The 24,916-nt window shown below is 65.7% G+C and carries 20 protein-coding genes; 12 read left to right on the forward strand and 8 right to left on the reverse strand.

Annotated elements, in window-relative coordinates:
• Positions 1–137: 137 nt before the first annotated feature.
• From LDJ84_RS25010 to LDJ84_RS25025, 4 genes are all read right to left on the reverse strand, one after another.
• The gene (locus tag LDJ84_RS25010; protein ID WP_024762601.1) at positions 138–407 is read right to left on the reverse strand and encodes a FeoC-like transcriptional regulator; all 270 of its coding nucleotides are present in this window, start codon (positions 405–407) and stop codon (positions 138–140) included.
• Positions 407–2,701: a Fe(2+) transporter permease subunit FeoB gene (feoB, locus tag LDJ84_RS25015; protein ID WP_065084430.1), complete on the reverse strand. Its 2,295-nt coding sequence runs from the start codon at positions 2,699–2,701 to the stop codon at positions 407–409. The genes LDJ84_RS25010 and feoB overlap by 1 nt, the downstream gene beginning before the upstream one ends.
• A gap of 7 nt (positions 2,702–2,708) precedes the next feature.
• A complete protein-coding gene (gene feoA / locus LDJ84_RS25020; RefSeq protein ID WP_024762599.1) occupies positions 2,709–2,936 on the reverse strand; it encodes a ferrous iron transporter A in 228 nt (75 codons plus the stop codon).
• Between the two features lie 189 nt (positions 2,937–3,125).
• Complete coding sequence (locus tag LDJ84_RS25025) at positions 3,126–3,965, reverse strand: ATPase (RefSeq protein ID WP_024762598.1); 840 nt, start codon at positions 3,963–3,965, stop codon at positions 3,126–3,128.
• A 264-nt stretch (positions 3,966–4,229) separates the two neighbouring features.
• Between LDJ84_RS25025 and LDJ84_RS25030 the strand changes: the two genes are divergently transcribed.
• Positions 4,230–4,520: a hypothetical protein gene (locus tag LDJ84_RS25030; RefSeq protein WP_037009468.1), complete on the forward strand. Its 291-nt coding sequence runs from the start codon at positions 4,230–4,232 to the stop codon at positions 4,518–4,520.
• Between the two features lie 29 nt (positions 4,521–4,549).
• Here LDJ84_RS25030 and LDJ84_RS25035 read toward each other — a convergent pair whose 3' ends face one another.
• Complete coding sequence (locus LDJ84_RS25035) at positions 4,550–5,539, reverse strand: NAD-dependent epimerase/dehydratase family protein (protein ID WP_024762596.1); 990 nt, start codon at positions 5,537–5,539, stop codon at positions 4,550–4,552.
• A gap of 192 nt (positions 5,540–5,731) precedes the next feature.
• Between LDJ84_RS25035 and LDJ84_RS25040 the strand changes: the two genes are divergently transcribed.
• On the forward strand, positions 5,732–6,793 hold the full coding sequence (locus LDJ84_RS25040) for a saccharopine dehydrogenase family protein (protein WP_226045571.1): 1,062 nt from the start codon (positions 5,732–5,734) through the stop codon (positions 6,791–6,793).
• Here LDJ84_RS25040 and LDJ84_RS25045 read toward each other — a convergent pair.
• Positions 6,780–7,685 carry a LysR family transcriptional regulator ArgP gene (locus LDJ84_RS25045; RefSeq protein ID WP_226045572.1) on the reverse strand — a complete coding sequence of 302 codons (906 nt, stop codon included), beginning with the start codon at positions 7,683–7,685 and terminating at the stop codon, positions 6,780–6,782. The genes LDJ84_RS25040 and LDJ84_RS25045 overlap by 14 nt on opposite strands.
• A 92-nt stretch (positions 7,686–7,777) precedes the next feature.
• Here LDJ84_RS25045 and LDJ84_RS25050 point away from each other — a divergent pair, with 92 nt between their 5' ends.
• The 10 genes from LDJ84_RS25050 to LDJ84_RS25095 all read left to right on the forward strand — a co-directional run bounded on the left by LDJ84_RS25050 (position 7,778) and on the right by LDJ84_RS25095 (position 22,060).
• Entirely contained in the window at positions 7,778–8,185 is a 408-nt protein-coding gene (locus LDJ84_RS25050) for an ACT domain-containing protein (protein ID WP_037009458.1), read from the forward strand.
• Positions 8,186–8,188: 3 nt separating this feature from the next.
• Positions 8,189–8,791, forward strand: a complete 603-nt coding sequence (locus LDJ84_RS25055) for a LysE/ArgO family amino acid transporter (protein ID WP_226045573.1) — start codon at positions 8,189–8,191, stop codon at positions 8,789–8,791.
• A gap of 322 nt (positions 8,792–9,113) precedes the next feature.
• Positions 9,114–9,695, forward strand: coding sequence for a superoxide dismutase [Fe] (sodB, locus tag LDJ84_RS25060; protein ID WP_024762591.1), 582 nt, complete (start codon positions 9,114–9,116; stop codon positions 9,693–9,695).
• A 194-nt stretch (positions 9,696–9,889) separates the two neighbouring features.
• Complete coding sequence (locus tag LDJ84_RS25065; RefSeq protein ID WP_024762590.1) at positions 9,890–11,971, forward strand: putative bifunctional diguanylate cyclase/phosphodiesterase; 2,082 nt, start codon at positions 9,890–9,892, stop codon at positions 11,969–11,971.
• Between the two features lie 281 nt (positions 11,972–12,252).
• Positions 12,253–13,590, forward strand: coding sequence for an imelysin family protein (locus LDJ84_RS25070; protein WP_024762589.1), 1,338 nt, complete (start codon positions 12,253–12,255; stop codon positions 13,588–13,590).
• A gap of 191 nt (positions 13,591–13,781) precedes the next feature.
• Positions 13,782–15,206: a di-heme oxidoredictase family protein gene (locus LDJ84_RS25075; RefSeq protein WP_065084428.1), complete on the forward strand. Its 1,425-nt coding sequence runs from the start codon at positions 13,782–13,784 to the stop codon at positions 15,204–15,206.
• A 15-nt stretch (positions 15,207–15,221) separates the two neighbouring features.
• Positions 15,222–16,283, forward strand: a complete 1,062-nt coding sequence (locus LDJ84_RS25080) for an imelysin family protein (protein ID WP_226045574.1) — start codon at positions 15,222–15,224, stop codon at positions 16,281–16,283.
• A gap of 153 nt (positions 16,284–16,436) precedes the next feature.
• Positions 16,437–17,531 (forward strand): DUF1513 domain-containing protein, encoded by a 1,095-nt coding sequence (locus tag LDJ84_RS25085; protein WP_037009471.1) that lies wholly within the window; start codon positions 16,437–16,439, stop codon positions 17,529–17,531.
• Between the two features lie 270 nt (positions 17,532–17,801).
• Positions 17,802–18,920 (forward strand): efflux RND transporter periplasmic adaptor subunit, encoded by a 1,119-nt coding sequence (locus LDJ84_RS25090; protein WP_024762586.1) that lies wholly within the window; start codon positions 17,802–17,804, stop codon positions 18,918–18,920.
• An 83-nt stretch (positions 18,921–19,003) separates the two neighbouring features.
• Positions 19,004–22,060: a multidrug efflux RND transporter permease subunit gene (locus LDJ84_RS25095; RefSeq protein WP_054909822.1), complete on the forward strand. Its 3,057-nt coding sequence runs from the start codon at positions 19,004–19,006 to the stop codon at positions 22,058–22,060.
• 160 nt (positions 22,061–22,220) lie between these two features.
• Here LDJ84_RS25095 and LDJ84_RS25100 read toward each other — a convergent pair whose 3' ends face one another.
• Together LDJ84_RS25100 and LDJ84_RS25105 are read right to left on the reverse strand one after the other, a co-directional pair.
• Complete coding sequence (locus tag LDJ84_RS25100; protein WP_226045575.1) at positions 22,221–23,252, reverse strand: hypothetical protein; 1,032 nt, start codon at positions 23,250–23,252, stop codon at positions 22,221–22,223.
• Positions 23,253–23,439: 187 nt separating this feature from the next.
• The gene (locus LDJ84_RS25105) at positions 23,440–24,804 is read right to left on the reverse strand and encodes a spinster family MFS transporter (protein WP_084358742.1); all 1,365 of its coding nucleotides are present in this window, start codon (positions 24,802–24,804) and stop codon (positions 23,440–23,442) included.
• Between the last annotated feature and the right edge of the window lie 112 nt (positions 24,805–24,916).

Consider the following 24,916-nt stretch of genomic DNA (forward strand, 5'->3'; position numbering starts at 1 on the left):
GCCGGTACCAGCGCCAACGAAAAGGGCGCCTTCTTGCGAAGGCGCCCTTTTTCCATGCCGGTGCCAATTCGTAGGGCGGATAAGGCCTCAGGCGTTATCCGCCATTGCGGCGTATAACCCGTTCCGGGTTATACGCCCTACACAGAGCTCCAGCGCAGTGGCGCAACAGTGTTTCTCGACGACAACCGATACCCTGTCGTCGAGCACGGCGTCGTCTCCGCGCATCCCTTGCAGCTCCCGCAGGCCGCCGGCTCGGACGCGACCTTTTCCACCACGCCCATCGCCAGCAAGCGCTCCAGCAGGGCTTCGAGCAGAGCCTTCGAAGCGCCGAGGCGTTGAGCCAGAGTCGGCACATCCGCCTCGCCCATCTCACCCAGCAGGTTACGCACGGCGATTGCCGAGGTCATCAGTGGCAGCTCCCGGCCGGAGTGGCGCGCAGTTCTCGCTCGCCATTCAGTTCCAGGCCGCGCCGGCCGACCCAGCGCAGGATGAGGAACAGCACCAGGTTGAACACCAGCACCAGGCCGATGGCCACCGCGCTGTATGGCGGATGTTCGGCAAAGCTGAACACCTGGTAGCAGAGGGTCGCCAGCGAGTAGGCGACGTTCAGGCCCCAGAGCACCGAGAAGGTCATCCAGCCCCGGCCGCTTTCGCGTGTCAGCGCTCCAAGGGTCGCCACGCAGGGCACGTAGAGCAGCACGAAGACCAGGTAGCTGTAGGCGGCCAACGGACTGCCGAACTTGGCAGCGAAGGTGCCCATGGAGCCCTCTTCCATCTCGCCATCTGCCATGCTCGCGGCGACCGGGTTGGCCAACACGCTGAGGCTGAACGAGTCGCGCAGGCCGTCCAGCGTATCCGCCCCGGCCTGCTTCAACTGGGCCCAGAGGTCGTAGCCGTCGGCGTCGAACGCTTCGCCCTGGATGTGCTCGGCGGTGTAGAGCGTGTTGAGTGTTCCGACCACCACTTCCTTGGCCAGCGCGCCGGTGACCAGGCCAACGGTGGCCTGCCAGTTGTCCGGGTGCACGCCCATGGGCGCCAGCAGCGGCGTGACCTTGTGGCTGAGACTCGATAGCGCCGAGTCGGCGATGTCGCCCTGCACCGGGCGGCCATCGAGGGTGACGCTGTTCAGCCCGCCGATCACCAGGCTGACCAGGATGATCACGGTGCCGGCGCGGACGATGAAGGCACGCAGGCGCGTCCAGGTCTGCAGCAGCAGGCTGCGCAGGTGCGGCACGTGGTAAAGCGGTAGTTCCATGACGAAGGGCGAGGCCTCGCCGCGCATCAGCGTGTGCTTGAGCAGCAGCCCGGTAAGAACCGCCACGACGATTCCCAGCAGGTACAGCGAGAAGATCGCCAGCGCACCGTTCTGGCCGAAGAAGGCCGCGGCGAATACCGCGAAGATCGCCAGCCGCGCGCCGCAGGACATGAACGGCGCCATCATCGAAGTCATCAGGCGTTCGCGCGGGTTATCCAGGGTGCGGGTGCCCATGATCGACGGCACGTTGCAGCCGAAACCGACGATCAGTGGCACGAAGGATTTGCCCGGCAGGCCGAGGGCCTGCATCAGGCGGTCCATGACGAAGGCCGCGCGAGCCATGTAGCCGGAGTCTTCCAGCAGGGCGAGGAACAGGTACATCAGGCCGATCTGCGGGATCAGCGGCAGCACCGCGTTGATGCCACCGCCCAGGCCCTGGGCCAGCAGCGCGGTCAACCAGTCCGGTGCGCCGCTGCGCGCGCCCAGCCACTGGATGCCGTCGATGAACAGCGCCGAGGAGCCCTGGTCGAAGATCGGCTGCAGCGCCCCGCCCAGAGTGATGGCGAAAAAGAACATCAGGTACATCACCAAGAGGAACACCGGGATGCCCAGCCAGCGGTTCAGCGCGATGCTGTCCAGCATCTGGGTCAAGCGATGCGGCGCGGCCTCACGGTGGTTGCTGGCGCGCTCGCAGAGTTTGCCGATCAGCCGGTAGCGCGCGTCCACCAGCAGCAGTTCCGGGTCCTCTCCACAGGCGCAACGAATCGAGTCACGCGCGGCCAGCAGGCTCGTCGGGTCGAGCTTGAGCTGGCTGGCGCTGTGCAAGTCGCCTTCCAGCGCCAGCAGGGCCATCCAGGTGTGGGCCGGCGGTGCGTCGGCCGGTAGCAGTTGAGTGACGGCGTCCCGCAGCGCGGCAGGATACGGCACCTGCAGCGGTTGCTGTACACCCAGGCTGTCGATGGCCTCCTTCAGTGCATCGATGCCTTCGCCGCGGGTCGATACCAGCGGCACCACCGGGCAACCCAATTCCCGCGCCAGCGCCTCGCGGTCGATGTTCAGGCCCTGGGTGCGGGCGATATCGAGCATGTTCAGCGCCACCACGCAGGGCAGGCCCATCTCGCGCAGCTGCACGGTGAGGTAGAGGTTGCGTTCCAGGTTGGTGGCGTCCACCACGTTGACCAGCACGTCCACCTCGCCATCGACGATGCAGCGCCGGGCGATCTGCTCGTCCAGCGAGGCCTGGGTCGACAAGGTGGTCAGCGAATAGGTGCCGGGCAGATCCACCAAGCGTACGTGGTGGCGGGCGGTGCGAAAGCTGCCTTCCTTGCGTTCGACGGTCACGCCGGCCCAATTGCCCACGCGCTGGCGCGAGCCGGTGAGCTGGTTGAACAGGGTGGTCTTGCCCGCGTTGGGGTTGCCGATCAAACCGATGCGCAGTTCATCCATGGGTCGATCAGTCCTGCGCTTCGAGCTGGAGGAAGGCCAGATCGCGGCGGCGCAGGACCAGGCTGCACTGGCGGGTATCCACCTGCACCGGATCGCCCAGCGGCGCCACGCGGCGAACCTTCAGCTCGGCACCTGGCAGCAGCCCCATGGAGAACAGTCGCTGGCGGAAGGCGGCGCCGATCCCGGGCCGGTACCCCGCGATGCGATACCGGCGTTGCGCTTGAAGATCGTGCATGGAAAGCCTCCGGGCGAATGATCGAACAAGGGGAGAATCAGAATAACTCTCATTTGTTAGCGATTATTCGCTTCGAAGCCCGCCCTGAAACTGATTCAAGACAAGAATTGCCGTGACTACTCCCAAAGAGGGATGGCCAATGAAAAGCCCCCGGACCGTTCGGTGCGGGGGCCTTTTTCAGACCGCGGTTCAGCGCGTGCTGATCTGCTGCTGGAGGTTCTGCATCTGCTGCTGCAGGGTGTTGATGTTGCGCATCACCTGGATGCGGAATACATCGAACTCCTTGGTATCGCTGTTGGCCTGGCCCTGGCGGCCATCGACTTCGGAGCGCAGCACGAAAAGGTCGTCCTGCAGGCTCTTGATCGCCTTGGACTGGCTGCCGTCCTTCTTCAGGTTGGCGATTTCCGTGTTGAGCGCCTGGATCTGCTGGTTGGCGGCGGCGAGGTCGGCCTGCACGTTCTTGAACTTGGCCTGCTCATCGGAAATGGTCTTGAGCTTGGCGTCCAGCTGGGCCACCAGTTGCGCGGCACTTTCCTGTTGCGCCTTGAGGTCGTCGCTGATCTGCGCCAGGCGCTTGCCCTGGGCGCCGTCGAATTCCGACAGGGAAATCTGCTGCGCCTTGGCCTGCTCGGCCAGGCGGCCCTGCAGTTGCTTGACCTGCAGCTTCAGCGCTTCGCGGTCGCTCATGCCATTGGATTCGTTGGCGACGAACTTGCCGCGGATGTCGTCCAGGCGACCGGCGGCCTCCTCGCTGATCTTGGCGAAGCTTTCCTGGGTGGCGATCAGTTGCTGCTCCATGAGCAGCAGTTGCTGGTGGCTCCACCAGCCCACACCGGCCAGGGCGATGGCCATGGCTGCGACCAGCGCCCACAGCGCACCGGTCCCGCCGCCACGTTTCACCGGCGAGGGCAGCGGACGTCCGCTGGGCTCGACCACACGGCGCGGGTGATGGCCGAATTCGTCGCGGTCGGCGGCGTCGGTGGAAAGGTGGGGCACATCATCGAATTCGTCGAACGTGTCATTACGCATGGAATGAACCTGTGGGGATGAAGCGGCGTGTTGCCTGCGCAGGGCGCAGTATATCCGTTCGCATGACTCTGAGAGCAGCCTGGGAGCAGCGTGCCATCACAGGGCGTCACGCACCTCGTCGGCGCACAGAAGACCCGTGACGGAGGGCGCAGTTCCCCAGGCGACCCGCCAATAGTGGCTTTGCGACATCGTGGCACGCCCCTTGCTCCTGCTCCCGATACTTGGCGCCGCTTTGGCGCCCTTCGCGGGGGAGGAAGTCGGGTGATCGAACTCAACAAGGCCATCCTGGATTGCATGCGCGAATTGCGCCGCCGTCTGCGTGAAGAACAGGCGCTGGAGATCCAGTACCAGCAGAGCGATGCCATCGAGCGAATGCTGCGCGCCTGTGCCGATTCCAGTTGCGAGGAGACCCGCCAGTTGGGCGAGCGCCTCAGCGAGCTGAGCGGCATACAGTTACCGCGCCTGGTGCAGGAGCCGAGCTTCCTGCCAATGCAGGGCGGCGGCGAGCAACAGTATTCCGGCCCACTGCGTGGCGGTGCTCGCGCACCACGCTAGGCAGAGAAGGCTCTCGCAGGAGCGAGCCTCTACATGCCGCGCAACCGCCACCAGTCACAGAACTCGTCCAGCGCATCCCACAGGCTGTTCTGCGGGTCGTAGTCGAGGTACTGGCGCGCACGGGAGATATCCAGGGAGAAGTCCTTGGCCATCACCGCCATGCCCAGGCGATGCAGGGTCGGCTCCGGGCGACCGGGCAGGACCTTGCACACGCCCTCGTTGATCAGCGCCAGGTTGTACGCCAACCCGTAGGGCATGTGCCGCTCCACCGGCTGCATGTCCAGTCGGCGCAGCACGTAGTTCACCACGTCCCACAACGGCAGCGGCTGCCCGTTGCTGATGTTGTAGGCCTGGCCGAGCGCCGCGTCGCCGGCCATCAGGCTGGAAAACAGTGCGTCGTTGAGGTTCTGGATGCTGGTGAAGTCCACCTTGTTCAGGCCCTGGCCGATGATGCGCAGGCGGCCCTTGCGGTGCGCGGCGATCATCCGCGGGAAGATGCTGGTGTCGCCGGCGCCGGTGACGAAACGCGGGCGCAGCGCCAGCACTTCCAGGCCGAACTCCTGGGCGCCGAGGGCGACCAGTTCCGACTGATACTTGGTCGAGCCGTAATGGTTGGCGAAGCGCTTGGGCACCTGTTCTTCATTGATGCCGACATGGGACTGGCCGTCGAAATAGATCGATGGCGAGGACAGGTGCACCAAACGGCGGACCTTCTGCTTCAGGCACGCCTCGACGATGGCCTCGGTCATCACCACGTTGGCCTGGTGGAAGTACTCGTGGCTGCCCCACACACCGACCGCACCAGCGCAATGCACCACGGCGTCGACGTCGCTGCACAGCGCGCGCACCAGCGCCGGGTCCGACAGGTCGCCGGCCATGAACTCCGCGCCACGCGCCACCAGCGGCTGCAGCGCTTCCTCGCGGCGTCCGTTCACCCGTACCGCCAGCCCCTGCTCCAGGGCGAAGCGAGCGAAACGCCCGCCAATGAACCCGCTGGCTCCGGTGACCAGAATCTTCATGCACGCCACTCCTGTTGTTATTTCCGGCGACTCTATCAGCCGCCGCACGCTACCACTCTGGCCTTGCACGCCAGAAACGAATCCTTGCAGACCGCAGCGAGCCGGCAGGGTTGCACGACTTGAGATCGGCGACATGCCGGGGGTGGTTGCGACTACCCTTGAGGCATTCACGCGTATCCACGAGGCCACATCATGAGCAAGTCCCACTGGATGATCTACGGCGCCAACGGCTACACCGGCCGGCTGGTGGCCGAGCAGGCGCAACGCGAAGGCCTGACGCCGATCCTCGGCGGCCGCAACCCGGCCAGCCTGCATGCGCTGGGCAGTTCGCTGGGACTGGAGTGCCGGGTGTTCGACCTGAACGACAGCGCCGCCGCCTTGGCCGCGCTGGAAGATATCGCCGTGGTCGCCAACTGCGCGGGCCCCTTCTCCGCCACCGCCGCGCCGATGATCGAAGCGTGCATCGCCAGCGGCGCCCATTACGTCGACATCACCGGGGAGATATCCGTCTTCGAATACGCCCACGGCCTCGACGAAGTGGCGCGCACGGCTGGCGTGGCGATCTGCCCCGGCGTCGGCTTCGACGTGATCCCCACCGACTGCGTCGCCGCCTGCCTCAAGGAAGCCATGCCCGACGCCACGTCCCTGGCGCTGGGCTTCGACAGCGGCAGCGGCCTTTCGCCGGGTACCGCCAAGACCACCGTCGAAGGCCTCAAGCTGGGCGGCAAGGTGCGCGAAGCCGGCCGCCTGCGCGACGTGCCGTTGGGCTACAAGCGCCGCGACATCGACTTCGGCCGCGGCCTCAAGCATGCCGTGACCATTCCCTGGGGCGACGTGGCGACAGCCTATTACTCCACCGGCATCGGCGACATCGCGGTGTACCTGCCGGTGCCGCCCGCCGCCGCCATCGGCATGCGCGTGATGGACAGCTTGCGCCCGCTGCTGGGCCGCGACCGCGTGCAGGACTGGCTCAAGGAGCAGGTGGAGAAGCGCGTCCAAGGCCCGGACGAAGTGGCGCGCGGCAAGCTGCGTACCTGGGTCTGGGGCGAAGTGCGCAATGCCCGTGGCGAACGCTGCACGGCGCGCCTGGAAACGGCCAACGGCTATGACGTGACCATCCACGGCGTGCTCTTCGCGGTGCGCCATCTGCTGGCCAATCCCACCAGCGTCGGCTACTTCACACCGTCGAAGCTCTTCGGCGCGCGCTGCATCGAGCAGTTGCCCGGCAGCGGCAGCATCGTCATTCGCGGCTGATCGGCACCATCAGCCCCGGCGCCTTCGCCAGCAGGTGCCGGGTCAGCGCGGCGAGCAGTTCGCCGCCGTTGCGCCAGTGGTGCCAGTAAAGCGGAACGTCGATCACCCGCCCCGGCAGCATGTCCACCAGCTCACCGCGTTCCAGCTCGCCGCGCACCTGCTGCTCGGGCACCAGGCCCCAGCCGAGGCCGCCGCTGGTCATGCGCACGAAGCCCTCGGAAGACGGGCACAGGTGGTAGCTGAAGTGACCATCGACGCCCAGGGCCTTCAGGTAGCGGTGCTGCAGTTGATCGTCCGGCCCGTAGACGATGGCCGGGGCGCGCACCAGCCCTTCGGGCTTCACTCCCTTGGGAAAATGCCGGGCAATGAATTCCGGGCTGGCCAGCCCGCGATAGCGCATGGCGCCCAATGCCTCGCAGCGCCCGCCGGCCACCGGGCGCGGGCTGGCACAGACACAACCGGCCACCTCGCCGGCGCGCATGCGCTTGAGGCCGACTTCCTGGTCCTCGACGACAAGGTCCAGCAACACATGGCGCTCGCCACAGAAGTCCCCGACCGCCTGCGCCCACCAGGTCGCCAGGCTGTCGGCGTTCAGCGCCAGGCGCAGGCGCTCGGGCGCAGCGCCGTCGTCCAGCGCAGGCACCGATTGCTGCAGGTCGCCCTCCAGCAGGCGCACCTGCTGCACATGGTTGAGCAGGCGCTGGCCGAGATCGGTCGGCTGCGGCCGCGCCGCGCGCACCAGCACCGGCTGGCCGACCCGCGCCTCGAGCAGCTTGATGCGCTGGGAAATCGCCGACTGCGACAGCCCCAGCACCTGGGCGCCGCGCTCGAAACCACCCTGTTCCACCACGGCGGCCAGGGCGGCAAGCAGCTTGTAGTCGAACATGATCATTTTTCCTAATGAGATATCAGCAGTATTGGTTTTTCTTATACTCGCGAAAACCAGACAATCGCCAGCACTCCCTACTCGACGGACTGATCCTCATGGCTGGCGAAACCTCCCTGGCCGCGCTGCTGCGCGACATGACCCCGGTGCTCAATGACGGCGAATACGTCTACTGCACCTTGCCCGACGGGCAAATACCCGCCGGCCTGCAGCCGCTGGGCAGCTTCCGTGAAAGCGAAGGGTTGACGCTGATCCTGCCCCGCGCCGAGGCAGAACAGGCCGGGCTGGCCTTCGACTACGTCGCCGCGTGGCTGACCCTCGAAGTGCACTCGGCATTGCAGGCGGTGGGCCTCACCGCCGCCGTCGCGACGGCCCTGGCCAAGGCCGGGATCAGCTGCAACGTGGTCGCCGCCTGGTACCACGACCATCTGTTCGTCGCCCACGCCGACGGCCCGCGCGCGCTGGACGTCTTGCACGCGCTCACGCTCGACCCGGAAGGGATCTGAATCATGTGGCAGAGCTATCTCAACGGCATCCTGGTCGCCGCCGGGCTGATCATCGCCATCGGCGCGCAGAACGCCTTCGTCCTCTCCCAGAGCCTGCGCCGCGAGCATCACCTGTCGGTCGCCGCGCTGTGCGTGGCCTGTGACGCCATCCTGGTCAGCGCCGGGGTGTTCGGCCTGGCGAAGATCCTCGCCGAGAACCCGACGCTGCTGGCCGTCGCCCGCTGGGGCGGTGTCACCTTCCTGGTCTGGTACGGCCTCAAGGCACTGCGTCGTGCAGTCGCACCCGAGGCCATGGCCAACGCCGGAGAAACCGGCCCGCGCTCGCGCCGCACCGTGCTGATGGCCGCGCTGGCGGTTACCCTGCTCAATCCCCACGTCTACCTCGACACCGTGCTGCTGATCGGTTCACTCGGCGCCCAGCAGGCCGCCCCCGGCGCCTACGCCATGGGCGCGGCCAGCGCATCCCTGCTGTGGTTCTTCACCCTGGCCTTCGGTGCCGCCTGGCTCGCGCCCTGGCTGGCGCGCCCTGCCACCTGGCGCCTGGTGGACCTGATGGTCGCCGTGATGATGCTGGGCATGGCCGCGCAACTGGTGTTTGCCGCCTGATCCAAGCACTTCGCGGGAAAATAGTCCGAACGACGATCCGCCGTCCCGGTCAGTCTAAGGTGGAGTGATTGCACGCAGCCCGCGACCTTGGGCCTTTGCCCCTACAGTTGCTGCGTGGATATGCCACAGGTCGGGTGCTATGATCCGACCTTCGCGGCGCCGGCGGGCTCTGAGCCTTCCGGACGCAACTGGCGCGCTGCCTGCCTCTTGATGGGGCGCATTGCAGCTACGCCCGGATGCCGCGACAAACATCGAACCGGCCCCGTGTACCGGTCGCGCGCTCGTCGCGCTAGCCCAGACTGAGTGAGATAGGAGAGAGACCATGGCTTTCGAATTGCCGCCGCTGCCTTACGCGAAGAACGCCCTTGAGCCGCACATTTCCGCGGAAACCCTGGAATACCACCACGACAAGCACCACAACACCTACGTCGTGAACCTGAACAACCTGGTTCCGGGTACCGAGTTCGAAGGCAAGAGCCTGGAAGACATCGTCAAGACCTCGTCGGGCGGCATCTTCAACAACGCAGCCCAGGTGTGGAACCACACCTTCTACTGGAACTGCCTGAGCCCCAACGGCGGTGGCCAGCCCACCGGCGCCCTGGCTGACGCCATCAACGCTGCCTTCGGTTCCTTCGACAAGTTCAAGGAAGAGTTCAGCAAGACCTCCATCGGCACCTTCGGCTCCGGCTGGGGTTGGCTGGTGAAGAAAGCCGACGGCTCCCTGGCCCTGGCCAGCACCATCGGCGCCGGCTGCCCGCTGACCAGCGGCGACACCCCGCTGCTGACCTGCGACGTCTGGGAACACGCCTACTACATCGACTACCGCAACCTGCGTCCGAAGTACGTCGAGGCATTCTGGAACCTGGTCAACTGGGATTTCGTGGCCGAGCAGTTCGCTGCTTGATCGCACCCCGATTGATCTGAAAAAACCCGGCCCCGTGCCGGGTTTTTTCGTAATGGGCGCGTAACGCCTTCGTGTCGGCTAACCTGAAAGGCCGGTACAGTCACGAAACACAACGATGGCCCTTTGACGCCATTGCGCCAATTGCCAATACTCAGCCCCAGTCGTTCGCCCCTGGCGAGAAACAAGGAAAGACCTTGAAACTGGATCCCCGGCACAGCCTCTCCCTCAAGCTGCTGCGAATGGTATTGCTCGCGGCCCTCGTGGTCGGGGTGGTACTCAGCTGTGCCCAGATCGTCTATGACGCCCACAAGGCGCGCCAGAACGTACACAACGACGCCCAGCGCATCCTGGCGATGGTCCGCGACCCTTCCACCCAGGCCGTCTACAGCCTGGACCGCGACATGGCGATGCAGGTCCTCGAAGGCCTGTTCCAGCACGAAGCCGTGCGCTATGCCGCCATCGGCCACCCGGACGAACCCATGCTGGCGGAAAAATCCCGCCCGCTGCTGGACTCCAACACCCGCTGGCTGACCGACCCGATCCTCGGCGCCGAGCAGAACTACTCCATCCGCCTCGCTGGCCGGGGCGGCTCCAACGAATACTACGGCGACCTGAAGATCACCCTCGACACCGCGCCCTACGGCAACGATTTCGTCGCCACCTCGGTGATCATCTTCATCTCCGGCATCCTCCGCGCCATGGCCCTGAGCCTGGTGCTGTTCATGGTCTACCACTGGCTGCTGACCAAGCCGCTGTCGAAGATCATCGAGCACCTGGCCTCGATCAACCCGGACCGCCCCAGCCAGCACAAGCTGCCGATGCCCGACGGCCACGAGAAGGACGAACTGGGCCTGTGGGTGAATACCGCCAACCAGTTGCTGGCCTCCATCGAGCGCAACGGCCACCTGCGCCGCGAGGCCGAAGACAGCCTGCTGCGCATCTCCCAGTACGACTTCCTCACCGGCCTGCCCAACCGCAAGCTGCTGCAACAGCGCCTGGACCAGATCCTCGAAGGCGCCTCTCGCCTGCAGCGCCGCGTCGCCGTGCTCTGCCTGGGCCTGGATGACTTCAAGGGCATCAACGAGCAGTACAGCTACCAGTTCGGTGACCAGTTGTTGATCGCCCTCGCCGACCGCCTGCGCACCCGCAGCGCGCACCTCGGCGCCCTGGCGCGACTGGGCGGCGACCAGTTCGCCCTGGTCCAGGCCGACATCGAGCAGCCCTACGAAGCAGCGGAACTCGCCCAGCAGATCCTCGACGACCTCGAAGCGCCCTTCGAGCTGGACCAGCACCTGGTCCACCTGCGCGCCACCATCGGCATCACCCTGTTCCCCGAGGACGGCGAGACCACCGAGAAGCTGCTGCAGAAAGCCGAACAGACCATGACCCTGGCCAAGAGCCGCTCGCGCAACCGCTACCAGTTCTACATCGCCAGCGTCGACAGCGAGATGCGCCGCCGCCGCGAACTGGAGAAGGACCTGCGCGAAGCCCTGGCGCGCAACGAACTGCACCTCGTGTACCAGCCGCAGGTGGATTACCGCGATCACCGCGTGGTCGGCGTCGAGGCGCTGCTGCGCTGGCAGCATCCGACCCAGGGCTGGGTCGCGCCGGACCTGTTCATCCCGCTGGCGGAACAGAACGGCAGCATCTTCAGCATCGGCGAATGGGTGCTCGACCAATCCTGCCGCCAACTGCGCGAGTGGCACGACCAGGGTTTTGACGACCTGCGCCTGGCGGTCAACCTGTCCACCGTGCAGTTGCGCCACAACGCCCTGCCGCGCGTGGTCAGCAACCTGTTGCAGATGCACCGCCTGCCGCCGCGCTCGCTGGAACTGGAAGTCACCGAGACCGGCCTGATGGAAGATATCTCCACCGCCGCCCAGCACCTGCTCAGCCTGCGCCGCGCCGGCGCGCTGATCGCCATCGACGACTTCGGCACCGGCTACTCCTCGCTGAGCTACCTGAAGAGCCTGCCGCTGGACAAGATCAAGATCGACAAGAGCTTCGTCCAGGACCTGCTGCTGGACGACGACGACGCCACCATCGTTCGCGCCATCATCCAGTTGGGCAAGAGCCTGGGCATGCAGGTGATCGCCGAGGGCGTGGAGACCGTCGAGCAGGAGGCCTACATCATCGCCCAGGGCTGCCACGAAGGTCAGGGCTACCTCTACAGCAAGCCGCTGCCGGCGCGCGAGCTGACCCTCTACCTCAAGCAGGCGCGGCGCCTGGCCGAGGCTGCCGGCGGCAACTCCAACGGTTCCGTCGAACGTCACTGACTCCGCCTTACCGCAGGCCTCATAACGCGGAACGCTTTATCCGGCGCCTGCGCTTCCAATGTCGGTGGATAACGCCAGAGGTGTTTTTCACCCTACAACGGCCTCCCGCTTAAATCACGTGATACTCCGGCGAGCGGCCGCTCTGGTGGCAACTTACTGGCCCCGCGGCGAATGGCGCCAGCGATCTCTCTTTTCAAAAATGCAAATCTTTCGCATTATGTTGCGGATTTTCTTGCGCAGTCCTTTTTCGTGCGCCTCCTCTCCATGCAAAGGAACCCGTCATGACTCGTATGCCCTGGGCCACTGCCAGCCTGCTCGCCATCGCCATTTCCCTCGCCGGCTGCGGCGATGACAAGAAAGCCGAAGCCCCCGCCGCCGCGCCGGCTGCCAGCACCCAGAGCACTGCCCCGGCAGCGGCTGCCAAGGTCGACGAGGCCGCGGTCAAGGCCGTGGTGAAGAACTACCTGGACATCGCCGAAGCCACCTACGGCGACGCCCTGACCACCGCCAAGGCCCTGCAGACCGCCGTCGACGCGCTGATCGCCAAGCCCAGCGAAGAAACCCTGAAGGCCGCCCGCGAAGCCTGGATCGCTTCCCGCCCGTCCTACTCGCAGAGCGAAGCCTTCCGCTTCGGCAACTCGATCATCGACGACTGGGAAGGCGCGGTTAACGCCTGGCCGCTGGACGAAGGCCTGATCGACTACGTCGCCAAGGACTACCAGCACGCCGAAGGCAACGCCGGCGCCACCGCCAACATCATCGCCAACACCGAGATCCAGGTCGGCGAAGACAAGATCGACGTCAAGGAAATCACCGGCGAGAAGCTCAAGGGCCTGAACGAGCTGGGCGGTTCCGAAGCCAACGTCGCCACCGGCTACCACGCCATCGAATTCCTCCTCTGGGGCCAGGACCTCAACGGCACCAAGCCGGGCGCCGGCGATCGCAAGTACACCGACTACGCCCAGGGCAAGGACTGCACCAATGGTCATTGCGACCGTCGCGCTGCCTACCTGAAGGCCGTCACCGACCTGCTGGTCTCCGACCTGGAAGAAATGCACGGCAACTTCAAGTCCGGCGTCGCCGACAACTACCGCGCCAAGGTCGAGGCCGACACCGCCGAGAACAATCTGCGCAAGATGTTCTTCGGCATGGGCTCCCTGTCCCTCGGCGAGCTGGCCGGCGAGCGCATGAAAGTCGCGCTGGAAGCCAACTCCACCGAAGACGAGCACGACTGCTTCAGCGACAACACCCACAACACCCTGTTCTTCAACGCCAAGTCCATCCGCAACATCTACCTGGGCGAATACAAGCGCACCGACGGCAGCGTCGTGAAGGGCCCGAGCCTGTCCGACCTGGTCGCCAAGGCTGACGCCGCCGCCGATACCGACCTGAAGAATGACCTGGCCAACACCGAAGCCAAGATGCAGGTCATCGTCGACCGTGCCGAGAAGGACGGTGTGCACTTCGACCAGATGATCGCTCCGGAAGACAAGGACGATCAGCAGAAGATCCGCGACGCCATCGCCTCGCTGGTCAAGCAGACCGGCGCCATCGAGAAGGCCGCTACCGCGGTCGGCGTGCAGGACCTGAAGCCGGACAACGCCGATCACCAGTTCTGATCCGCGCGTCCTGAAGTGACTGCGGCTCCAGGCCGCAGCTACTGAAATGGCAAAGGCAAAGCCCCGCACTGCGGGGCTTTGTCGTTTCCGGGCGGCAAACGATGTCGTTCGCAAATACAAATTTTTCATATTTGCATTTGACGCCCCTGATAACATGGCTCGCTGCCATGTCACCGCTCTGGAACCCGTCGATGCTCCACCGCCGTACCGCCCTGCACCTCGTGCCGCTGCTGACTGCCCTCGCCCTTGCCGCGTGCAAGCCGGAGACCTCCCAGCACGCCGTGAGCGAACCTGGCGAAGCGCTTTCCGGCGGCGCCACCACGGTCAAGCAGAGCGACCGCAACGCCTATTCCATGCCCTCGGCCAACCTCACGCCGAGCCGCCGCCTGGACTTCGCCGTGGGTAACAGCTTCTTCCGCAATCCCTGGGTGATCGCGCCGACCACCACCACCGCGCGCGACGGCCTCGGCCCGCTGTTCAACACCAACGCCTGCCAGAACTGCCACATCAAGGACGGCCGCGGCCATCCTCCGGAGTTGAACGACGTCAACGCCGTATCGATGCTGGTACGCCTGTCGATCCCCGCCGGCTCCGCCGACGCCGAAACCATCAAGCGCCTGGGCGTAGTGCCCGAGCCGGTGTACGGCGGCCAGTTCCAGGACTCGGCGATCCCCGGCGTGGCGCCCGAAGGCAAGGTCCGCGTGGAGTACGACGCGGTGCCGGTGACCTTCAAGGACGGCACCGTGGTCGAGCTGCGCAAGCCGAAACTGCGCATCAGCGACCTGGGCTACGGCCCGATGCACGCGGACACGATGTTCTCCGCGCGCATCGCCCCGCCGATGATCGGCCTGGGCCTGCTGGAGTCCATCAGCGAGGCGGACATCCTCGCCAACGCGGAACGCCAAGCCAAAAATGGCGACGGCATCCACGGCCGACCGAACCGGGTCTGGGACGATGCCACGCAACAGACCGTCCTCGGCCGCTTCGGCTGGAAGGCCGGGCAGCCCAACGTCGCCCAGCAGAACGCCCACGCCTTCTCCGGCGACATGGGCCTGACCAGTGATTTGCTGCCCAGCGACGACTGCACGGCAGCGCAGACCGCCTGCAAGAACGCCATCGACGGCGGCAAGCCGGAAGTCAGCCAGCACATCTTCAACCAGGTCGCCTTCTACGCCCGCAACCTCGCGGTACCGGCGCGGCGCAAGGTCGACGACCCACAGGTGCTGACCGGCAAGGGGCTGTTCTTCGACTCCGGCTGCGCCAGCTGCCACACGCCCAAATTCACCACCGGGCCGAACGCCGCCGAGCCCGAACTGGCCAACCAGGTCATCCGCCCGTACAGCGACCTGCTGCTGCATGACATGGGCGAGGGACTAGCGGACAATCGCCCGGAATTTCTCGCCAGCGGCCGCGACTGGCGCACCGCGCCGCTGTGGGGCATCGGCCTGACCGAGACGGTCAACGGCCATACCCAGTTCCTGCATGACGGCCGCGCCCGCAACCTGCTCGAAGCCGTGCTCTGGCACGGCGGCGAAGCCGAAGCGGCCAAGCAACGCGTACTGAACTTCGACGCCGGGCAGCGCGACGCCCTGCTGGCGTTCCTGAACTCACTCTAAGGAGCCGAGCCCACCATGTTCCGCCCCCGACTTCTGATCACCAGCCTCGCCATCGCCCTGGGCGCCTGCTCGCCCACCGATCCGCAGGCGACCACCAGCGCCACGCTGGCCCAGCAGGTGATCCTGCCGACCTACAGCCGCTGGGTCGACGCCGACCGCGCGCTGGCCGCCAGCGCCCTGGCCTACTGCCAGGGCAAGGAAGACCTGAGCAAGGCCCGCGCCGACTTCATGGCCGCCCAGAAGGCCTGGGCCGAGCTGCAGCCGCTGCTGGTCGGCCCACTGGCCGAAGGCAACCGTTCCTGGCAGGTGCAGTTCTGGCCGGACAAGAAGAACCTCGTGGCGCGCCAGGTCGAGCAACTGCTGAGCAGCGGCAACGCGATTTCCCCGGCGACCCTGGATAAATCCAGCGTCGTGGTCCAGGGCCTGACCGCCTACGAATACATCCTCTACGACGCCAAGATCGACCTGGCCAACGCCGAGACCAAGGCGCGCTACTGCCCGCTGCTGGAAGCCATCGGCAGCCACCAGCAAGCCCTGGCGGAGAACATCCTGGCGCAGTGGAAGCAGGACGGCGGCATGCTCGCCCAGCTCTCCAAATTCCCCAACGACCGCTACGCTGACGCTCACGAGGCCATCGCCGAACTGCTGCGCGTGCAGGTCACCGCGCTGGACATGCTGAAGAAGAAACTCGGCACCCCGCTGGGTCGCCAGAGCAAGGGCATCCCGCAGCCGTTCCAGGCCGAAGGCTGGCGCAGCGACATGTCGCTGGCGAGCCTGGACTCCAGCCTGACCGGCGCCCAGGCGCTGTGGGACGGCACCGACAAGAAGGGCCTGCGCGCCCTGCTGCCGGCCGAGCAGAAAGAGCTGGCCGGCAAGATCGACGCGGCCTACGCCGATGTCCACGGCAAGCTGAAAGCCATCAATAAACCCTTGAGCGAACTGCTGCAGGACGATGCCGGCATCAAGCAACTGAACGAGCTGTACGACAGCCTCAACGTCGTCCACCGCCTGCATGAAAGCGACCTGGCGAAAGCCCTCGGCGTACAGCTGGGGTTCAACGCCAACGACGGCGACTGATTCGGTCTGCTGCGCGTCGGCCAGGTGTCGTTGGAAAATACGTCGAATTGCTCATTGGCTGGAAGCCAACTCCGCATTCGCCGCACCTTTCCGCCTAACCTGGCTCTAGCTCGCAAGACCGATGGAATACGAGAAGTGATAGAGGTGAACGCCATGTTGCGACGTCACGTGATCGGCCTGGGCAGCCTGCTGCTCGGTGCCCTGACCTTCGGCGGCTGGACGCTGTCACGCAAGGGCAAGGAGCCCCTGGTGCTGTCCGCCCGTGACGACGCGGATGGCAAGCACTACGCCGTGGGCTATCGCCTGGACGGCAGCTGCGCCTTCGCCACCGAAGTCGGCCTGCGCTGCCACGACGTGGTGCAGCATCCCGAGCTGCCACTGGCGCTGTTCGTCGCCCGCCGGCCGGGCCGGCAGAGCTACCTGATCGACCTGAACGACGGCCGCCTGCTGCAGACCCTCGACTCGCAGGCCGACCGCCACTTCTACGGCCACGGCGTGTGGCACAAGGACGGCGAATGGCTCTACGCGACGGAGAACGACACCACCGATCCGGGGCGCGGGATGCTCGGTGTGTACCGCTTCGACGGTGAGCGCCTGAGCCACACCGGCGAGATTTCCACCCACGGCCTCGGTCCGCACCAGGTGTCCTGGATGCCCGATGGCGAGACGCTGGTGGTGGCCAACGGTGGTATCCGTACCGAAGCCGAAAGCCGCGTGGAAATGAACCTCGACGCCATGGAGCCGAGCCTGGTGCTGATGCGCCGCGACGGCTCGCTGATCTCCAAGGAAACCCTGCCGCAGCAGATGAACAGCGTGCGCCACCTGGCCATCGCCGGGGACGGCACCATCGTCGCCGGTCAACAGTATATGGGCGATGCTCACGACCGCGCCGACCTGCTCGCCATCAAGCGCCCCGGCGAGGCCTTCCAGCCCTTCCCGCTGGCCGACGAGCAGCGCCTGGCGATGACCCAGTACACCGCCAGCGTCGCCGTGCACAACGAGCTGCGCCTGGTCGCCCTCACCGCGCCGCGTGGCAACCGCTTCTTCATCTGGGACCTGGACTCCGGCGCCGTGCGCCTGGACGCGCCGCTGCCCGACTGCGCCGGCGTCGGCGCGGTGAAAGACGGCTTTGTCGTCACCTCCGGCCAGGGCCGCTGCCGCATTTACGACTGCCGCCAGGAACGCATCGCCGGCACGCCGCTGGACCTGCCGCCGGCCTTCTGGGACAACCACCTGCACCTGGCTTGATTACGGCCCGCGCGCTGCATCCAGATTTGCACCGATTCAGCGCGCATTTCTCGTAAACCCTTCAGTTTCAGCGGGAAACGTCTTGTAAACGCGGCCCTTTGACTCGCCACCGATTCAGGAATAAGGTGCGCAATTGCGCCCCGCAATGGGGCGTCCCACGTATAGGCTTCAGAGCCTGATCGACATCTGCGCGAACGGAAGGCCGCCCGGCCAATAGTGGGCGAGCGATCGCGCTCGATAGCTGCCAGGCACGTACCAAGGAACAGGAAGATGTTGCGCCGCATGCTGATCATGCTGGGCGTAGTTGCCGTCATCGTTGCGGTGCTCGCCGGCTCGAAATACCTCTCCATCACCAAACAGATCGCCATGTTCTCGGCTCCCCGCCCGCCGGTGAGCGTGAACGCGACCCAAGCCGAAGAACGCGACTGGCAGAGCCGTCTGGCAGCCATCGGCACCCTGCGCGCGATCCAGGGCGTGACCCTGACTGCGGAAGTCTCCGGCACTGTGAGCGCCGTGCAGTTCGTCTCCGGCGATAAGGTCAAGGTCGGCCAGCCGGTCGTGCAACTGGAATCCGACGTCGAGCAGGCCACCCTGCGCACCGCCGAGGCGGACCTGGGGCTGGCCCAGGTCGAGTACGAGCGCGGCAAGAGCCTGGTGGGCCGCCAGGCTATCTCCAAGAGCGAGTACGACCGCCTCGCCGCCCAGCTGAACCGCTCCACCGCCACCGTCGCGCAGCTCAAGGCGGCGCTGGCGAAGAAGCGCATCCTCGCGCCGTTCTCCGGCACCATCGGCATCCGCCAGGTGGACGTGGGCGACTACGTTTCCCCCGGCACCGAGATCGTCACCCTGCAGGACCTTTCCACCCTTCAAGTGGACTTCTTCCTGCCCGAACAGGACTTCCCGCTGCTCAAGCGCGGGCAGAAGGTGGTGGTGCGCGTGGCAGCCTATCCGGGCCAGAGCTTCGACGCGCAGATAGACGCCATCAGCCCGCGCGTGGACAACCAGACGCGCAACCTGCTGGTCCGCGCCAGCATGGCCAACCCGGCGGGCAAGCTGCTGCCGGGGATGTTCGCCAACCTGGAAGTGCAATTGCCCGACAGTGCGCCGCGCGTCGTGGTGCCGGAAACCGCCGTGGCCTTCACCCTGTATGGCAACTCGGTGTACGTGGTGGTGCCGCACAAGCCCAAGGACGGAGAGAAAGCCGCAGAGGCCAAGGCCGGAGACGCACCGAGGCTGGAAGTCGAACGCCGCTTCGTGAAGACCGGCGAACGCCGCGAAGGCAACGTGGTGATCCTCGAGGGCCTGAAGGCCGGCGAAGAAGTGGTGACCTCCGGCCAGCTCAAGCTGGACAACGGTACCGCCGTGGCCATCGTCAAGGACCCGCGGTAATCGCATAGCCGGCGCGTCGCTCGATGCTGCGCGCCAACAGACCCCGCCGTCATCCGGCAGGGTCCGCATTAAAGGATTGAGCTATGTTCACCGATCCCTTTATCCGTCGCCCCGTGCTGGCGACCGTGGTCAGCCTGCTGATCGTCCTGCTCGGCATGCAGGCGTTCAGCAAGCTGGTGATCCGCGAATATCCGCAGATGGAAAACGCGCTGATCACCGTCACCACCTTCTATGCCGGTGCCAACGCCGAGACCATCCAGGGCTACATCACCCAGCCGCTGCAGCAGAGCCTCGCCAGCGCCGAAGGCATCGACTACATGACCTCGGTGAGCCGGCAGAACTACTCGGTGATCTCGATCTACGCGCACATCGGCGCCAACACCGATCGCCTGGTCACCGAGTTGCTGTCGAAGATCGGCGAGGTGAAGACCCAACTGCCGCCGGATGCCGAGGACCCGATCCTCGACAAGGAAGCGGCCGACGCCTCGGCGCTGATGTACATCAGCTTCTTCAGCGAGCAGATGAACAACCCGCAGATCACCGACTACCTGTCGCGGGTGATCCAGCCCAAGCTCGCCACCCTGCCGGGCATCGCCGAAGCCGAGATCCTCGGCAACCAGGTGTTCGCCATGCGCCTGTGGCTGGACCCGGTGAAAATGGCCGCCTACGGCATTACCGCCGGCGACGTGGCCAGTGCAGTGCGCGAGTACAACTTCCTCTCCGCCGCCGGCGAGGTGAAAGGCGAGCTGGTGGTCACCTCGGTGAACGCCACCACCGACCTGAAATCCCCGGAAGCCTTCGCCGCCATTCCGCTGAAGACCGCAGGCGACCGCCGCGTGCTGATGGGTGACGTGGCGCGCATCGAACTGGGTGCGGCGAGCTACGACGCGGTCAGCTCGTTCAACGGCATCCCGTCGGTGTACATCGGCATCAAGGGCACGCCCAGCTCCAACCCGCTGGACGTGATCAAGGAAGTCCGCGCCAAGATGCCGGAGCTGGAAGAACAGCTGCCGCCGGGCCTGAAAGTCTCCATCGCCTACGACGCCACGCGCTTCATCCAGGCGTCCATCGACGAGGTGGTGAAGACCCTGGCCGAGGCGATCCTGATCGTCATCGTCGTGGTCTTCCTGTTCCTCGGCGCGTTCCGCTCGGTGATCATCCCGGTGGTGACCATCCCGCTGTCGATGATCGGCGTGCTGTTCTTCATGCAGATGATGGGCTACTCGATCAACCTGCTGACGCTGCTGGCGATGGTGCTCGCCATCGGCCTGGTGGTGGACGACGCCATCGTCGTGGTGGAGAACATCCACCGCCACATCGAGGAGGGCAAGTCGCCGTTCCAGGGCGCCATCGAGGGCGCGCGGGAAATCGCCGTGCCGGTGGTGACCATGACCATCACCCTGGCCGCCGTGTATGCGCCCATCGGCTTCCTCAGCGGCCTGACCGGCGCGCTGTTCAAGGAGTTCGCCTTCACCCTCGCCGGTGCGGTAATCATCTCCGGCATCGTCGCCCTGACGCTGTCGCCGATGATGTGCTCGCGCCTGCTGCGCCACGACGAAAACCCCAGCGGCCTGGCGCATCGCCTGGACCTGATCTTCGAGGGTCTCAAGCAGCGTTATCAGCGCGCCCTGCATGGCACGCTGAACAGCCGTCCGGTGGTAATCGTCTTCGCCCTGCTGGTGCTGGCGATCATCCCGCTGCTGTTGATGTTCACCCACAAGGAACTGGCGCCGGAGGAAGACCAGGGCATCGTCTTCATCATGGCCAACGCACCGCAGACGGCGAACCTGGATTACCTGTCGAAGTACACCGCCGAGTTCGAGGGTATCTTCCGCAAGTTCCCCGAGTACTATTCGGCGTTCCAGATCAACGGCTACAACGGCGTGCAGACCGGCATCGGCGGCATGCTGCTCAAGCCCTGGGACGAGCGCGACCGCAGCCAGATGGAGCTGCTGCACGCGGTACAGGAAGAGCTGAACAAGATTCCCGGCCTGCAGATCTTCGGCTTCAACCTGCCGTCGCTGCCAGGGACCGGCGAGGGCCTGCCGTTCCAGTTCGTGATCAACACCGCCAGCGACTACCAGTCCCTGCTGCAGGTGGCCGAGCGGGTGAAGAAGCGTGCCGAGGAATCAGGCAAGTTCGCCTTCCTCGACCTCGACCTGGCCTTCGACAAGCCCGAACTGGTGGTCGACATCGACCGCGCCAAGGCGGCGCAGATGGGCGTCAGCATGCAGGACCTGGGCGTGTCCCTCGGCGCGCTGCTGGGTGAAGGCGAGATCAACCGCTTCACCATCGACGGGCGCAGCTACAAGGTGATCGCCCAGGTCGAGCGCGCCTACCGCGACAACCCGAGCTGGCTGAACAACTACTACGTGAAGAGCCAGAGCGGCCAGCTGATCTCGCTGTCCACCCTGGTGACCTTCCACGAGCGCGCCCGCCCGCGCCAGCTCAACCAGTTCCAGCAATTGAACTCGGCAATCATCTCCGGCGTGCCCATGGTCAGCATGGGCGAGGCCATCGAGACGGTGCGCGGTTTCGCCGAAGAGGAATCGCCGCGCGGCTTCTCCTTCGACTACGCAGGCGCCTCGCGGCAGTTCGTGCAGGAAGGCAGCGCGCTGATGATCACCTTCGCCCTGGCACTGGCAGTGATCTTCCTGGTGCTGGCGGCACAGTTCGAGAGCTTCCGCGACCCATTGGTGATCATGGTCACCGTGCCGTTGTCGATCTGTGGCGCGCTGATCCCGCTGTTCCTCGGCCTGTCGAGCCTGAACATCTACACCCAGGTCGGCCTGGTGACGCTGATCGGCCTGATCAGCAAGCACGGTATCCTCATCGTCGAGTTCGCCAACCAGCTGCGCCATGAGCGTGGCCTGTCGGTGCGCGAGGCGGTCGAGGAAGCCGCGGCGATCCGCCTGCGCCCGGTACTGATGACCACCGCGGCGATGGTGCTGGGCGTGACCCCGCTGCTGTTCGCCAGCGGCGCCGGCGCGGTGAGCCGCTTCGACATCGGCGTGGTGATCGCCACGGGCATGAGCGTCGGTACGCTGTTCACCCTGTTCGTCCTGCCCTGCGTGTACACGCTGCTGGCCAAGCCGGACAAGAAGCCTGCTGAAGCCGGCACGCCAGCCACGGCGCACTGAATGAAAAAGCCCCGCATCCGCGGGGCTTTTTTCTCTGTTTGATCCGCGCGCCTGGCCCTTGTAGGAGCGAGCTTGCTCGCGAACCGCCTGATGCCAATGTCCCTGGCGAAACCGCGTTCGCGAGCAAGCTCGCTCCTAGAGTTCCTGCACAACCGGGACTTCACTGTTTCGGAATTGAAAACGCCACCAGCCGATACCCGTCGGCGGTGCGGATGAAATCGAAACTCGCATGCTTGGCCGGCTCGAATGAGCCCTGCTCCCAGTGCTCCATGGCCGAGACCTTGGGCGTCGTCCACTGGGCGAAGTCGCCGCAGTTGTCGAAGTATTGCGGGTCGCTCTCGGGGTCGAACGGCCAGCCCATGTCGTCCTGGCGCACGCCATAGCCACCTGACGCACGCAGGGTTTCCAGGCGCTTGCGCAGCTCGGCCACGTGTTGGCGCAAAACATCGTCCACCGGAGCGGCCTGCCAGTCATCCAGCGATTCGCTGCCCTGACCGTGCCAGACTCGCGAGTAGCTGTGCGCCTTCAGCGAATCATCATCGAGCTGCGCGAGAAAAACGTCCCTGAACCAGAGAGCGAAGTCCTTCTCGATGTCGACGAAGCTGATGTAACGACCGTCGACTCCCAGGAAGGAGACGCGGCGCGGGTCGTTGGAGGGTTGTTCGCTCACCTGCTGCGAGAACCAGTCCAGCGCGCCAGCACGGGTGCTGTCGAAGTTCGACACCAGCGCCTTGCCATGGCGGTCGAGCAGCAACTCGGTGCCGCCCTTCCAGCCTCGGTGTTCACAATGCTCCAGGCTGATACCCGGATCGGCGCAGGTTCGGCTGGCCCCCGTCAGCGCCACGACCATGCCGTTACGCATGGCACTGGCGTCGCTCAGCTCGGCCGGGATCAGCACCCGGCCATGGCCATCGAGGAACCCCACCTTGTCACGCTGGCGATCGCGGAAGCGGATGCTGTTCTCACTCTCGCAGACCGGCGCGTTGTCGAAGAAGTAGACCGCATCCGGCGCCACCCGACGACCATCGCGCAGCAGGTGGTAGGTGCGGTAACCGTCGGCGGTTTCCTCCCCGGCGGCGATGATGTGCTCGAAACGCCGCGCCATCGTGAACATCGGGCTGAGCCTGGGCCGGACCTGCACCGTGCCCTGCGCATCCTTGAAGCCGATGAGGTCGTTCTGCGTGAACGCCACCCAAGGCTCGTTCGCTCCTGCCGGAGCGCACAGCGCCAGTGCCCCCAGGACAAGCAGCCCTGCACGAATGCCCTTTCCTTCCATGCTGGAAATCTCCCCTCGAACCCATGTTCCGTCGCATTGTGCCACGCACAAAGAAAAGCCCCCGCGCATCGCTGCGCGGGGGCTCGGTGCCGAACTGGCAGTATCAGGCCGGCTGGCGTTGCATCGCGCCGCTGCCGCTGTCGCCCTTCAGGCTCCAGCTCTTGAGGTGCTCGAGGCTGGCCCGGTAAGGCTTCAGGCCGTTGGCCAGGAACAGCGCGCCCGCCAGCAGGGCCACGGCGCTGACGATCAGCAGCGAATAGCGCAGCGCCATGTCGTCGGCAAACACGTAGTCGGTGACCAGGGCGATGGCGGTGGGGCCGACGCCCAGGCCCAGCAGCGTGACCACGAACAGGTAGATGGCCGAGGCCTGGCCGCGCATGGAGTTGGGCATGATTTCCTGGATCGCCGCCGGGGCGACGCCGAAGGGCATGCTGAGGAAGAACACGATGGGCGCCATCATCGCGGCAGCCGCATTGGCACTGTCCAGCAGCGGGTAGACCAGGCTCAGCGGGATGGCCAGGATGGCGGCCAGCAGGCCCACGCGCATGTTGGCGTCGGTGCGCCCGCGCTTGGCCCAGTAGTCGGCCAGGCGGCCACCGCAGACGATGCCCAGGCAGCCGAACACGGCGACGATGCTGCCGTACACCACGCCCACGTGGCCGGCGTCCCAGCCATAGGTGCGGACGAAGAAGGTCGGCACCCAGGCGCCGCTGCCGTAGCTGGCGAAGGAGATGCAGGCGAAGCCGAAGTTGTGGCAGATCACCGTCTTGCGGTTGGCGCGCAGGTAGGCGCCCACCTCGCTCATTGGCACCACCACGCCGGCCCCCACGCCACGACGGGTCGGCTCCTTGACTGCGAGCATCAGCAGGGTGAACAGCACGCCGGCCGCGCCGAGAATCAGGAAGATCAGCTGCCAGGGGCGCACTTCACCGAGGACCGGCAGGTGCACGTCGCCCTGGGCCGAGGCGAACTTGATCACCAGGCCGCCGAGTAGGAAGGCCAGGCCCGAGCCGAGGTAGATGCCCATGGAGTAGACGCTGATGGCGGTGGCGCGGCGATTGGCCGGAAAGCTGTCGGCGATCAGCGAATAGGCTGCCGGCGACAATGCCGCCTCGCCCACGCCGACACCGACGCGGAACAGCAGGAAGTGCCAGTACTGCTTGGCCAGGCCGCAGGCGGCGGTCATGGCGCTCCAGATCAGCACGCCGACGGTGATCAGCCCGCGGCGGCTGCGGCTGTCCGCCATGCGCCCGAGGGGAATGCCGCACAGGGTGTAGAACAGCGCGAAGGACAGGCCCATCAGCAGGCTCATCTGCGTGTCGCTGATTTCCAGGTCGCGACGGATCGGGCCGACCAGCAGGTTGAGAATCTGTCGATCGATGAAGGAAAGCACATAGGCGACCATGAGGATCGCAACCGTGGACCAGGCCACGGCACTGGAGGGGTAGCCGTTATTGTTGTTGTTCATGCCGGGCTCCTGATACGCCGCCAATCGCGGCGAAGGCGAAGGGGAGACCCGCAGAGTAGGCATTGCGAACACACAGCGCGCGCACTATCAGGTCTCTGAATGCGTGCGTCGG

The sequence above is a fragment of the Pseudomonas sp. HS-18 genome (assembly GCF_020401845.1).
Taxonomy (GTDB): Bacteria; Pseudomonadota; Gammaproteobacteria; order Pseudomonadales; family Pseudomonadaceae; genus Pseudomonas; species Pseudomonas nitroreducens.

What these genes read in the sequence shown, in the direction of transcription:
- LDJ84_RS25010 (WP_024762601.1), bottom strand. Translation starts at nt 407, where the DNA reads ATGACCTCGGCAATCGCCGTGCGTAACCTGCTGGGTGAGATGGGCGAG.
- feoB (WP_065084430.1), bottom strand. Translation starts at nt 2,701, where the DNA reads ATGGATGAACTGCGCATCGGTTTGATCGGCAACCCCAACGCGGGCAAG.
- feoA (WP_024762599.1), bottom strand. Translation starts at nt 2,936, where the DNA reads ATGCACGATCTTCAAGCGCAACGCCGGTATCGCATCGCGGGGTACCGG.
- LDJ84_RS25025 (WP_024762598.1), bottom strand. Translation starts at nt 3,965, where the DNA reads ATGCGTAATGACACGTTCGACGAATTCGATGATGTGCCCCACCTTTCC.
- LDJ84_RS25035 (WP_024762596.1), bottom strand. Translation starts at nt 5,539, where the DNA reads ATGAAGATTCTGGTCACCGGAGCCAGCGGGTTCATTGGCGGGCGTTTC.
- LDJ84_RS25040 (WP_226045571.1), top strand. Translation starts at nt 5,732, where the DNA reads ATGAGCAAGTCCCACTGGATGATCTACGGCGCCAACGGCTACACCGGC.
- LDJ84_RS25045 (WP_226045572.1), bottom strand. Translation starts at nt 7,685, where the DNA reads ATGATCATGTTCGACTACAAGCTGCTTGCCGCCCTGGCCGCCGTGGTG.
- LDJ84_RS25050 (WP_037009458.1), top strand. Translation starts at nt 7,778, where the DNA reads ATGGCTGGCGAAACCTCCCTGGCCGCGCTGCTGCGCGACATGACCCCG.
- LDJ84_RS25055 (WP_226045573.1), top strand. Translation starts at nt 8,189, where the DNA reads ATGTGGCAGAGCTATCTCAACGGCATCCTGGTCGCCGCCGGGCTGATC.
- sodB (WP_024762591.1), top strand. Translation starts at nt 9,114, where the DNA reads ATGGCTTTCGAATTGCCGCCGCTGCCTTACGCGAAGAACGCCCTTGAG.
- LDJ84_RS25070 (WP_024762589.1), top strand. Translation starts at nt 12,253, where the DNA reads ATGACTCGTATGCCCTGGGCCACTGCCAGCCTGCTCGCCATCGCCATT.
- LDJ84_RS25075 (WP_065084428.1), top strand. Translation starts at nt 13,782, where the DNA reads ATGCTCCACCGCCGTACCGCCCTGCACCTCGTGCCGCTGCTGACTGCC.
- LDJ84_RS25080 (WP_226045574.1), top strand. Translation starts at nt 15,222, where the DNA reads ATGTTCCGCCCCCGACTTCTGATCACCAGCCTCGCCATCGCCCTGGGC.
- LDJ84_RS25085 (WP_037009471.1), top strand. Translation starts at nt 16,437, where the DNA reads ATGTTGCGACGTCACGTGATCGGCCTGGGCAGCCTGCTGCTCGGTGCC.
- LDJ84_RS25090 (WP_024762586.1), top strand. Translation starts at nt 17,802, where the DNA reads ATGTTGCGCCGCATGCTGATCATGCTGGGCGTAGTTGCCGTCATCGTT.
- LDJ84_RS25095 (WP_054909822.1), top strand. Translation starts at nt 19,004, where the DNA reads ATGTTCACCGATCCCTTTATCCGTCGCCCCGTGCTGGCGACCGTGGTC.
- LDJ84_RS25105 (WP_084358742.1), bottom strand. Translation starts at nt 24,804, where the DNA reads ATGAACAACAACAATAACGGCTACCCCTCCAGTGCCGTGGCCTGGTCC.